Raw genomic sequence first — 11,844 nt, 5'->3', positions numbered from 1 at the left:
TGCTATTTAATATTATTCTTTGCTGTATCTAATTCTCTATTTACAGTATTAATACCATTTACAGCCATATCTTCTCCTTTATTAATTAAAGAATTGCATTTTTCCGATACAGTGTCCAGCACTCCGTTAAAGCTTTCAAATGCTTTGTTTTTAACATCGTTGCTCTTTTGAGCAATTTTTTTTCTTGTATTTGTTCCTTTATCCGGAGCAAATAAAATTCCTAATGCAGTTCCTATTGCAACTCCGCCTAATACACCGATAATTGTTTCATTTGTTTTCATCTTTGTTTTTTTTAATAATTTAACGAATGTTTATATATAACTCAATAGAATAAACTTAACTTACTTTTTAATTAGCTTTTTCAACAGCCTTTAATAAATATAAAAAAACTGTCAGTCTAATTTTCTATTCTAATGTAACCTCATTGAGATAGTAGTTATGTGTTTTACAAAGATGCGATTCATTGACTCTAAGTTTCTTATAAAATATTTTAGATTTTTTACAGAATTTGCATTTTATTTGTAAAGCTCATACTTTTTGCATTTCCTTTGTAGATCTCATGTCTTAGTCAGAATAAAGACAAACTAAAAAAACAAAAGCGATTAAAACATAACCACTACGTTTAAAAAAATAAAAAACGACCGGTATAAAACAATTTATATGAGTAGCAAAAACAATAAAAGAATTACATTAATAGTGCTCATAGGCAGCTTTTTAATCGTTGGATTTTTTATCACCCAGTGGTGGGTAAAAAATTACATAAAAGATTTCCTTTCTGATAAAACTCCTTCACTTTTTACCGTTGAATATTCAGATTTGGATTTTAGTTTATTACAAGGAAATATTGTTTTGTACCATCCTTCTGTCAAAATAAAAGACAGTGTGGTTTCAAAAAACCATACTTATTTACAGCTCGAAGAAATCCAGCTGAAAGGAATTGGTTATTGGAATTTATTATTTAATAACACGGTTTCGTTAAGCAATTTAACTTTAACAAATCCAAAAATCAATCACTATCCTTACCATCGTATTGTTTCGAAAAAAGACAAAAAAAAACAGCCTGAAAAGGGAATAAAAACAATAACCATTAACGACCTCAATATTATAAATGGTGATTTGAGCGTAATGAAAAACAAAACCGATTCAATATCCGTTTCTGTTTCGTCTTATGATTTAAAAGCTTCAGGTCTCAAATTAAATTTACAAACATTAGCTACCGTACCTTTTGTTTATACCCGTTTTTATGTCAAAGCAAAAAACATTGTTCTAAATCATAGTGATTATGAAAGTTTTAAAATAGACAGCATCAACAGTATTAAAAACAATGTGGTTATAAAAAATTTGCAACTCATTCCTAAGTACACCAAACAGGAACTTTCTAAGCATTTAAAAAAAGAACGAGATCACATGCAATTAAAAATTCCGGAAATTGTTATAAATGAACCCGATATTAATTATGCCGGCAATCGTTTGGGAATTACTACCGAATCGGTTGAAATTACTGAACCAAATCTGGAAATTTACCGGGATAAATTAATTGCCGATGACCTCACTGTTAAACCCTTATACAGTAAATCGTTAAGAAAATTAGGGTTTAATCTCGATATCCGCCAAACAAAAATAAAGAATGGCTATATTTCGTATGCTGAATTAGTGGAAGCTGATAAAAATGCCGGCAAAATATTCTTCAAAAATGTAAATGCTGTAGTTGCTAATATTTGTAATTTAAAAGATGCTAAAAAAACAGAAATTAAAATACATTCTAAATTTATGGGCGAAGCTCCTCTGGAACTTAACTGGAGTTTTGATGTAAACAATCAGGCAGATGCGCTATATGTATCCGGTTCTATTATGAATTTGCCTGCTCCTGTTTTAAATCCCTTTTTTAAACCTAATTTAAATGTAATTACCGAAGGAACTCTTCAGCAGATGTATTTTACTTTTAGTGGGGATAATATAAAATCATCGGGAACCATGAAAATGAAATATGAAGATTTTAAATTCAATATATTACGTAAAAAAACGTCTAAAATAAATAAATTCCTCACGGCAATAGGCAATATTTTTATTAAAGACGGTGATAAGAACACTAATCCTCAAGGTTTCAGGTATGGCACGATTGAAGCAGAACGGGATCCGACAAAGTCATTTTTTAATTACCTCTGGATTAATGTAAAGAGTGGCGTAATCAGTACGCTAACAGGAGACGGTAAAAAAGAATAACAGCTATAATCATTCTAAAACTGAATTATTTTAATGAACAGTAACAATCATACCAGAAGAGCCATATTAGGCGGACTTATCTCATTATTTATAATTCTTTTGGGAAGTTTACTTCTGGGAGAATTAAGTGGTTATGAAGCTAAAATACTGATACAAAAATCGCTGTCGGGTCTTAACACGCTATGCAATACAATAGCCTTAGCATCAGCTACCATTTTAGCGTTATTATTGACTGTTTTGAGCATTAGTTCTAATTCAAAACCCAAACTAAAAAAAGATCATTACATTCATATTCTTCAAATAGCAAAATTAGATACTGCTGTTTTTATTGCTTCCGTTATTTCTTTTTTAATACTCAACTTACCTATCACAGAGTCAGATAATGTCCCTGATAACTGGTACAATTACATCTATTATTCTTCATTAAGTATTTCAAGTATTCTAAGCTCCGGATTAATTGTGGTGGTGTTAATGCTGTATAACATCATTGTGGATATGATAAAAATAATTGGTCTAAAAATGTATGACCATCCTTTATCTGCTATTGATAAAAATGACGAAGTCGCTGATGAATAATTATTACAGAAAAATATAGTTTTTTACGTAAAACCATTCCGTGATTTCAAATCGGCATCTTTGCTGATTTCAGGCAGATACTTTTCATCTGTTTCAAAAGAGCAAAATTTAATCTGATTGGGTTAACAAATTTCTCTTTAAGGCTAATGACAGTTTTTTATTATATATAACTTAGCCTTAACGGATAGTAAATCCTGTGTGTCAATTAATTTTTAACAACTCTATTAAAAACCAATAGGATGGTGTAACAGTAACAAATTTTTAAATCATGAAACGTAATACAACTATAAGAACCAAGGCAAGTATTAAAGCCTTTAAAGACGAAAGTCTGAAAAACACTACTGCTTTTAGCAAAAGTTCCAAAACATTACCTAAAATACAATTTATAGCTACTTATCCTCCCAGAGAATGCGGGATTGCAACTTATACGTATGATTTGAAAAATGCGCTGGAAAACAAATTTGATCGCTGTTTTGATATAAAAATTTGTGCTGTAGAATCTAATACCGAAAGCCATACTTACATTACAGAAGATGTTAATATGGTTTTGAATACCGATGATTCCGAATCTTTCCGGACGATTTCCGACAAAATCAATTCTGATAAAGACACTAAAATCGTGATGATTCAGCATGAATTTGGTTTATTTAAAAACAATGAAGAAACTTTTATTACTTTTTTAAAAGACATTACAAAGCCAGTAATTATTGCTTTTCATACGGTATTGCCACATCCAAATAAAGATTTGGAGAAAAACGTAAAAGACTTAGTTGCAGTGGCAAAAATGGTCACTGTTATGACCAAATCTTCTTCTGATTTACTGAATGATACTTATGGAGTTCCTTTAGACAAAATAAAAATAATTCCTCATGGAACCCATTTAGTAAAACATCAGGACAAGGCTTTTCTCAAAGAGAAATATAATATTTCAGACAGAAAAGTTATTGCTACATTTGGCTTTTTAGGTCCTGGAAAAAGTATCGAAACAACGCTGGATGCTTTGCCTGCTATAATAAAAGTGCATCCTACAATTATGTTTCTTATTGTAGGTAAAACCCACCCTACACTGTTTAATAATGAAGGAGATGCTTACAAAGATTTTTTACAACAGAAAGTAGAAGCATTAAAATTAGAAAATCATGTCAGTTTTGTAAATAAATTTGTTCCTCTTTCTGAATTATTAGAATACCTGCAACTATCAGATTGTTATGTATTTACTTCTAAAGATCCTAATCAGGCTGTCAGTGGCACTTTCTCCTATGCCGTGAGTTGCGGATGCCCTATAGTCTCCACTCCTATTCCTCATGCTACAGAAGTGTTGCAACAGGGAAATGGCCTGTTATTTGATTTTGGAGATGCTGCCCAACTGGCAGAAAAAGTAAATAAACTTCTGGATGATGATGCTTTAAGACATGATATGAAAATGAAAGGACTGCATACCTCAGCTGCTACGTCCTGGGAAAACTCGGCAATATCACACGCACAGCTTTTCTCTGAATTAATAAAGAAAAGTTTTAAATTAAAATATAAAAAGCCTGAAATTAATCTGAACCATTTGCGGGCAATGACTACGGATATAGGAGTTATTCAGTTTTCAAAAATCAATACACCGGATATTGATTCCGGATACACATTAGACGATAATGCCCGGGCATTGATAGCAGCCTGTGATCATTACAAAATAACACAAAGCGACGCTGATTTAAAATTAATAGAAACCTATGCCAATTTTATTTTAAAATGCCAGCGTGACAACGGACTCTTCCTTAATTATGTAGACAAGGATAAAAAGTTTACAAAGCAAAATGAAGATGAAAATCTGGAAGATGCTAACGGAAGAGCTATCTGGGCATTGGGCTACACCTATTACCTGATGGAAGAAGATGTCGATCTAGATGCTACTTTATTGCAAAACATTTTGTTTGCTATCACACAGTTTAATTTAAAAATACATTTATTTAAATCCCCAAGGGCACTGGCATTTGCTATAAAAGGATTGTACTTTTTTAATGTAAAACTCAACAACACAAAAATTATCGGGATTATAAATAATCTGGCAAATAAACTTGTTGATTTGTATAATTTTCATTCGGAAGAAACCTGGAACTGGTTTGAAAATTACCTCACTTATGCCAATAGTGTATTACCTGAAGCTCTATTATATGCCTGGAAAGCTACGGGAGAATTAAAGTTTAAAGCTATAGCAAAAGAAACTTTTGATTTTTTACTTTCTAAAATTTTCAAAAAAGACAGTATCCGGGTAATCTCTAACCAAAGCTGGCTTATTAAAGGTTTTGATGAAAAACTGATTCTGAATGGCGGAGAGCAGCCCATTGATGTGGCCTATACTATACTGGCATTAAAACAATTCCACCAGGCATTTCCTTCAAAAGGCTATGACGATAAAATGGAGATCGCTTTTAGCTGGTTTCAGGGTAACAATCAATTAAAACAGATTATTTACAATCCCTGTACAGGAGGCTGTCATGATGGTTTAGAGAGCTCTAATGTGAATTTAAATCAGGGTGCCGAATCTACTATAAGCTATTGTCTGGCACGGTTTGCCTTTGAAGACATTGTTTAATTCAAAAAGAGATGCCGTTAAATTTATTTTTAACGGCATCTCTTTTTTTATACTTTATATTAAACTTATTTTGCTTTAAGTGCAGCTAATAAATCATCCATATTTACAGTAACGTAAGATGAAGCATAATCAGAAACAGCATAAGGCAGAATTAAATGATTGTTATGTATAATACTACCGCAGGAATACACCACATTTGGTACATATCCTTCTCTTTCCTCTTCCAGAGGAGAAAGTAACGGTTCTTTTAAACGGCCTATTTCTATAGTAGGATCTTCTAAATCCAATAAAGAAGCACCAATACAATAGCGTCTCATTGCTCCAACACCGTGCGTGATTACTAACCATCCTTCCTCTGTATAAATAGGAGAGCCACAATTTCCTATTTGGGTGAATTCCCAAGGATATTTGGGTTCCTGAATTTTTATCGGATCATTCCACAACGTAATTCTGTCTGAATAAAACAGGTAATTATTTACTCCGTCAATTCGGGCTAACATAGCATATTTTCCTTTAATTTTTCTGGGGAAAAGGGCAAAATTTTTATTTTGTGCACCATCACCATGCATCGGCATAATCCGGAAATTTATAAAATCTTCTGTGGTTAGCAATTTAGGAAGTATTGTAAAACCATCATAAGCGGTGTAAGTGGCATAAATTTTTTCGGTTCCGTCATCTTCGGTAAAACGTACAAACCGGGCATCTTCAATTCCGCGACTCTCCGCTGAAGAAATAGGAAATATAACCCTGCCGGAAATTTTAGAATTTTCATTAAATTCCACATCATAATAAGAATCTACCAGCCAGGTCATTTCTTTAAGCGCTTTTCTCTTTGATTCGTCAATGTCCATCTTTAATATATTTCTGACCGCTTCTTTCAGTTCAAAATATTCAAATCTGTCCGGTAAAGAATCCATAATGGGCAATGAATATTCTTTTGGAATATGCATTTCGTCCATCTTTTTTATAAACCGTTTTTTATTATATGCCTTTTTCTTTTTTATGGTGGGAAGATGAATAAACTTATTCACTTCCGTCATTTTTAAATTATTGGAAGCATCCAGTATTCCTTTTCTAAAAACAATAGACGATAAATGTCCTTCTCCTGTGGCTCTGAAAGATATAATAACTCTTTTTTCACCTTCGGCCAAAAAAGACTGGTCAAAATCTTCAATTATCGAAGGATTAAAAAGTGCCGCAGACTCAATCGAATATTCCATTGTGCTATACGACCCAATCAGAAGGCGACGTTCCAGAGAAAGATCCTTATAATTGATTCCTATTTGTTCTTCAATCAAATTTTTATAGTTATCCGCATGTTTCAAGAAAATTTCCGAAATATTCCTGTGCCTTCCTATAAATCCTTTAAAAGTAACATCGAGTTCATGCATTACTTCTGCTTCAGACAGACGCATTATCCGGTTTACTAAATTAATAGTTCTGGCATCGCCATTATTAAAAAAACGGGCTACTACCCTGCTGGAGTCTGGTTTAAAATATATTTTTTTTCGGGTTACAGGAACTGACATAGTATAATTTTAATATTAATGTTTACTCAAAATTCAGACTGATTATTAAAGTTAAGTATTTTATATAAACAAATTTTATAAATTAATAAATAAAAAACTGTCTGTAAATCAGACAGTATGTAAAATCTAAAATATTGTAAAAGAAGTTCAGATAATCTTTTAATGTTTTAATAATGCTGTTTTTTTTTATTACCAGCTTAAAGGTATTTTTTAAAAAAACGAAAGATTAATCTCAAAAATAAAATTCTTAACCCAAATGAGAACTTTTATAATAGTTGAATAAGTACAGAATTGCTGCAATAAGATTATTTTTTTGTGTTTTTAAGTCAAACAAACAACAATCTGATTATTATATTTGATATGACTGTCCTTAAACCTTAACATCCTCTTCAGAGATATACCATACTAAACCAATGCAAAAAATGATTTCTAAAAAAGGACACTTCCAACAATTAATTACGGAGCCGGAAAACATTGTTTCCCAATATAACCTGGTATATGCTCAGGAAGAAGATTTTCTGATAATCAGAAAGAAACAAGGTAAGGGATTTTGTTATTTAAAGAATAATACACCTCTCAAAAAAAAGACCGATTTAAAACGTATTAAAGACTTAGTAATTCCGCCTATGTGGGAAAACGTTAAAATCAGTTGTATAAAAAACAGCCATTTACAAGCTGTAGGGCGTGATAACAAAAACAGAAAGCAGTATTTATATCATGAAGACTGGAAGAGAATAAGAAATAATACCAAGTTTTATAAAATGTATTCTTTTGGTAAAAAACTGCCGCTGATAAGAAAACAAGTTGACAAAGATCTGGAAAAAAAAGGATGGCCTAAAGAAAAAGTGGTAGCCTTGATTATCCGGTTAATGGAAGAAACTCACATTCGTATAGGAAACAGCTATTACGAAAAAACCAATCGGACATACGGACTGACTACCCTGAGAAAACGACATATAAATATTTACAAGGACAAAATGCGAATTGAATTTGTGGGGAAGAAAGGGAAAGAACACAGCATTACTATCCGCAACAAAAAATTAATCCGATTAGTCAACCGCTGTGAAGAACTTCCGGGATGGGAATTATTTAAATTTATTGATGAAAACGGTGAACGTAAAATAATCAAAAGCAACCACATTAATGAATACCTGCAGGCTATTTGCGGAAAAATTTTTACTGCCAAAGATTTTCGAACCTGGTCTGCTTCATTGTCATTTTTTAATACTTTATCAGAACTGGATAAAGCTGAAACCGAAAAAGAAATAAAAGAGAATATTTTAAAAGGATATGAAATGACTGCATCAGCTTTGGGAAATACTAAAACCGTTTGCAGGAAATATTATATTCATCCCATTATTGTGCAGGCATATCAGGACAAACAATTATATAAATCATTTGACAGAATTAAAAATAATAGCAATGTTAACCCTTATTTTTCTCCATCAGAAAAAGAGATTCTGAAACTATTTAAAACCTACACACCTGAATTTCAGACAGACAATTTAATTTAGTTTTGTTGCAAAAAACAGAGAAGGATCATTAGGAATCCTTCTCTGTTTTTTACTATTTGTGTATTTTACAACTTTTTTCTGTACGGAATTATTTTTCCGGGCTGTAAAGATTCAACCCAAGAAAATCTCCCAAATACATGTTTATATTTTGACAAGCAAAGTAATTTTATTCAATTATCTTCCTCTGATTATTGATATAAGAAACAATATGATAAAAATAAAGAATAAAACTTTTGCGATACTTGCCGCTCCGGCTGCTATTCCTCCAAATCCTAAGACTCCGGCAATGATAGCTAAAATGATAAATATAACTGTCCAACGTAACATAATTTCTATTTTTTAAGTTAATACTACTTAAATAAAACCTCCATTTTTGAGGTTTATTTTGTTTGTTATATCTCAAATTTAGAGTAAAAATACTGTTATAGTTAACTCTAATAAGATAAATTGTAACCCAATAAATTAATATGATAATACTTTATAAAAAAAGAGGAAAACTAATTTCCTCTTTTTTTATAAAGTATATGCAGGAAATTTAATCTCTTAAATCTTCCAGCTTTTTTATGGCATCGAGACCGTTTTCTATCAATTCCTTGTGATTCAGTAAAACGGCACGAATACCTATCGGTACGGTTTCTACACTGAGAATATCATTATAATCATCTAATAAAACCTTTTCACCATTAATCGCTTCTTCCAGCATCGATTCCTCATTGTCAAAAGAAAATAATGATTTTATTTCCATCCAGGCTCTGTGTGCAGCACCGGCAACACTTCCGCTATTATCATCATGAACCTCATAAGTATTGAGTACATTATTAAGTTCATGGCTAAACTTTTCTCTCTCCAGAGATTTTTTTTCAAAAAACTTTCTTAAAAACTGATGGTCAGTATGTGTAGAAGCTTTTTTAAAACCTTTTTCACCATCATGAATTCTTTCTAAGAGATTGTTTAGTTTATTTTTTAAATCTGCTGTATACTTTTCCATAATTCTAAATTTTAAAGATTCGACTTTATTTGAATTTTTATTTAAACAGGGATCTTTTTCACCTCATCCATTCTTTCCCAATTTCTGTGTTGGGCAATAGCGTCAATAAAAACCTGAGCTTTCTGATTGATACAGACAGCTTTGTCTTTTTTACAACTCACCATATAAGTGGCATCAAGTAAATCCTCTCCTTCATTATCTGCGGCTATTGCTTTACAGTGCATAAAAGCTTCGTTTATGAATTTTATAAATTTAGCTTCTGTTTTTAATTTGTCTATTGATTTTGTCCCGCCTGGAATGTACACTGCATCATATAGAACACTTTCGGTAGTTAGTATTGCTGCGTCTACCTTATGTTCCATATTTTCATCACACATTACTTTTCCTCCGTGAGGTGCTACAATTTTTACCATAGCCCCTTCGGTAGTTAGCGCATCGTTCATTTTTTTGAAATTTTCCATGGAAAAGCCATCTGCAACCAGAACAGCAACTTTACGGCTGACAATGCTGTCAAATTTAGTATTAGCCTGACTTAAACGTGGAGAAGCATCCAGATAATTTTTCTTTTTTGGAGGCTGATGCTTTTCTACATCTGCATCAGCACCAATTGCCTGATTTACGGGTTGTTCCACTGACTTAGGTATTTCAAGACCTAATCCGGCAGCCACTTTTTGGGCTAACTCTTTATCAATCTGAGCAATAATCCAAAGCATGCGTTCCTGAATAGGTTGTTGCTGGCATTTACCCAACTCAAAAGTATAAGCATCTACTACGTGCTGTTGTTCCCATTTAGACAAGCTTCTGTAAAATAATGCCGGCTGGGAAAAATGATCATTAAAACTTTCGCTTCGGGTTCTGATTTTTTTTGCATCTATTCGTTCTTCATAAGAAGTAAAACCTCCTTCAGCCATTTTAGCCAGATGAGGACAGCCACCACTGATACTATTTGGGAAATAAGCCGTTTGTCCCTTAGGAATTTCTGTCTGCATCATACCGTCACGCTGATTGTTATGAGTGGGCACTACCGGACGGTTTATAGGAATCTGATGAAAATTAGGTCCGCCCAAACGGGATAACTGCGTATCGCGGTAAGAGAATAAGCGTCCCTGTAATAAAGGATCATTCGTAAAATCAATTCCCGGAACGATATGACCCGGTAAAAAAGCCACCTGTTCCGTTTCGGCAAAGAAATTTTCAGGATTTCTATTGAGAGTCATCTTCCCAATAATTTGCACCGGAACGAGTTCTTCGGGTATTAATTTAGTAGGATCTAACAAATCAAATTCAAACTTAAATTCGTCCTCTTCCGGAACAACCTGGATTCCTAATTCCCATTCCGGATATTGACCCGCTTCTATAGCATCCCACAAATCTCTTCGGTGAAAATCAGAATCTGCACCACTTATTTTAACAGCCTCATCCCATAATACCGAATGAACACCCAATTTAGGTTTCCAGTGGAATTTTACAAAATGAGATTTACCTTCTTTGTTTATTAACCGGAAAGTGTGAATCCCGAACCCTTCCATCATACGAAAACTTCGCGGAATACCCCGGTCACTCATTACCCAAATATGATTGTGAAGCGTTTCTGTAGCATGAGATACAAAATCGTAAAAAGTATCATGAGCGGATGCCGCCTGAGGGATTTCTCTGTGAGGTTCAGGTTTCACCGAATGTATTAAATCCGGGAATTTCATAGCGTCCTGAATAAAAAATACAGGCATATTATTTCCTACTAAATCCCAGGTTCCTTCATCAGTGTAAAATTTAACAGCAAATCCACGCACATCTCGGGCTAAATCAGTCGAACCTTTAGAACCAGCAACAGTAGAAAAACGCACAAAAACAGGTGTTTTACGGCTGGTATCATTAAAAATTCCTGCTTTACTGTATTGTTCTATACTTTCATATAACTCAAAATAACCATGTGCGCCGCTTCCTCTGGCATGAACAATACGTTCCGGAATACGTTCATGATCAAAACTGGTTATTTTTTCTCTTAATAAAAAATCCTCTAATAGAGTCGAACCTCTTTCTCCTGCTTTTAGCGAATTATTAGTATCATTTACTTTTAAGCCCTGATTAGTAGTCATACCAGTATCTTTAATCCCTTTTTGATATGCTTTTAAATCTTCTGTCTTTTTAGTTTCCGGGTTGCTATTTTTTTTCTGATTCATAATATTTTTTTTTTAGATTTTTTAAAATAAATTAAGATGAAGTCTAATCATTTAATGAGAAACCTCTACACGAAAGTCTTAATTTTCAAATACATATACTGACGCTAATCATAAAAAAAATACCTCAATAAAAGAGAAATACTTTTTTATTAAGAGAAATTCTGTTTAAATAAGTACAGCCCATTTTTCTATCAAAAAATGGGCTGTACTTCTAAATTTATATTTTAAGGAAAATGTTGTTGAGACTTAT

9 protein-coding genes are annotated in these 11,844 nt (G+C 32.7%); 4 read left to right on the top strand and 5 right to left on the bottom strand.

The features are described from left to right. Positions 1-2 precede the first annotated feature (2 nt). The gene (locus tag ABS764_RS08545; protein ID WP_408081373.1) at positions 3-281 is read right to left on the bottom strand and encodes a YtxH domain-containing protein; all 279 of its coding nucleotides are present in this window, start codon (positions 279-281) and stop codon (positions 3-5) included. A gap of 379 nt (positions 282-660) precedes the next feature. Between ABS764_RS08545 and ABS764_RS08540 the strand changes: the two genes are divergently transcribed. The 3 genes from ABS764_RS08540 to ABS764_RS08530 all read left to right on the top strand — a co-directional run bounded on the left by ABS764_RS08540 (position 661) and on the right by ABS764_RS08530 (position 5,383). Further along, positions 661-2,223 (top strand): AsmA family protein, encoded by a 1,563-nt coding sequence (locus ABS764_RS08540; protein WP_408081372.1) that lies wholly within the window; start codon positions 661-663, stop codon positions 2,221-2,223. Between the two features lie 33 nt (positions 2,224-2,256). Then, positions 2,257-2,799 (top strand): hypothetical protein, encoded by a 543-nt coding sequence (locus ABS764_RS08535; protein ID WP_408081371.1) that lies wholly within the window; start codon positions 2,257-2,259, stop codon positions 2,797-2,799. Between the two features lie 268 nt (positions 2,800-3,067). After that, positions 3,068-5,383 carry a glycosyltransferase gene (locus ABS764_RS08530; protein WP_408081370.1) on the top strand — a complete coding sequence of 772 codons (2,316 nt, stop codon included), beginning with the start codon at positions 3,068-3,070 and terminating at the stop codon, positions 5,381-5,383. A 65-nt stretch (positions 5,384-5,448) separates the two neighbouring features. Here ABS764_RS08530 and ABS764_RS08525 read toward each other — a convergent pair whose 3' ends face one another. Then, positions 5,449-6,912, bottom strand: coding sequence for a glycoside hydrolase family 130 protein (locus ABS764_RS08525; protein ID WP_408081369.1), 1,464 nt, complete (start codon positions 6,910-6,912; stop codon positions 5,449-5,451). A 413-nt stretch (positions 6,913-7,325) separates the two neighbouring features. On the opposite strand from ABS764_RS08525, the gene ABS764_RS08520 reads away from it, so the two are divergent. Then, positions 7,326-8,426: a DNA topoisomerase IB gene (locus ABS764_RS08520; RefSeq protein WP_408081368.1), complete on the top strand. Its 1,101-nt coding sequence runs from the start codon at positions 7,326-7,328 to the stop codon at positions 8,424-8,426. 174 nt (positions 8,427-8,600) lie between these two features. Here ABS764_RS08520 and ABS764_RS08515 read toward each other — a convergent pair whose 3' ends face one another. The 3 genes from ABS764_RS08515 to ABS764_RS08505 all read right to left on the bottom strand — a co-directional run bounded on the left by ABS764_RS08515 (position 8,601) and on the right by ABS764_RS08505 (position 11,594). Further along, positions 8,601-8,753 (bottom strand): DUF1328 family protein, encoded by a 153-nt coding sequence (locus ABS764_RS08515; RefSeq protein ID WP_408081367.1) that lies wholly within the window; start codon positions 8,751-8,753, stop codon positions 8,601-8,603. Positions 8,754-8,961: 208 nt separating this feature from the next. Beyond that, positions 8,962-9,414, bottom strand: a complete 453-nt coding sequence (locus ABS764_RS08510) for a ferritin-like domain-containing protein (RefSeq protein ID WP_408081366.1) — start codon at positions 9,412-9,414, stop codon at positions 8,962-8,964. Between the two features lie 41 nt (positions 9,415-9,455). Then, entirely contained in the window at positions 9,456-11,594 is a 2,139-nt protein-coding gene (locus ABS764_RS08505) for a catalase (RefSeq protein ID WP_408081365.1), read from the bottom strand. Positions 11,595-11,844 lie beyond the last annotated feature (250 nt).

It is taken from the genome of Flavobacterium plantiphilum (assembly GCF_046000495.1).
Lineage (GTDB): Bacteria > Bacteroidota > Bacteroidia > Flavobacteriales > Flavobacteriaceae > Flavobacterium > Flavobacterium plantiphilum.
The sequence above is the reverse complement of the archived record's forward strand: the minus strand, read 5'-3'. Positions and strand labels throughout refer to the sequence as shown.

What these genes read in the sequence shown, in the direction of transcription:
- ABS764_RS08540 (WP_408081372.1), top strand. Translation starts at nt 661, where the DNA reads ATGAGTAGCAAAAACAATAAAAGAATTACATTAATAGTGCTCATAGGC.
- ABS764_RS08515 (WP_408081367.1), bottom strand. Translation starts at nt 8,753, where the DNA reads ATGTTACGTTGGACAGTTATATTTATCATTTTAGCTATCATTGCCGGA.
- ABS764_RS08510 (WP_408081366.1), bottom strand. Translation starts at nt 9,414, where the DNA reads ATGGAAAAGTATACAGCAGATTTAAAAAATAAACTAAACAATCTCTTA.
- ABS764_RS08535 (WP_408081371.1), top strand. Translation starts at nt 2,257, where the DNA reads ATGAACAGTAACAATCATACCAGAAGAGCCATATTAGGCGGACTTATC.
- ABS764_RS08505 (WP_408081365.1), bottom strand. Translation starts at nt 11,594, where the DNA reads ATGAATCAGAAAAAAAATAGCAACCCGGAAACTAAAAAGACAGAAGAT.
- ABS764_RS08520 (WP_408081368.1), top strand. Translation starts at nt 7,326, where the DNA reads ATGCAAAAAATGATTTCTAAAAAAGGACACTTCCAACAATTAATTACG.
- ABS764_RS08525 (WP_408081369.1), bottom strand. Translation starts at nt 6,912, where the DNA reads ATGTCAGTTCCTGTAACCCGAAAAAAAATATATTTTAAACCAGACTCC.
- ABS764_RS08545 (WP_408081373.1), bottom strand. Translation starts at nt 281, where the DNA reads ATGAAAACAAATGAAACAATTATCGGTGTATTAGGCGGAGTTGCAATA.
- ABS764_RS08530 (WP_408081370.1), top strand. Translation starts at nt 3,068, where the DNA reads ATGAAACGTAATACAACTATAAGAACCAAGGCAAGTATTAAAGCCTTT.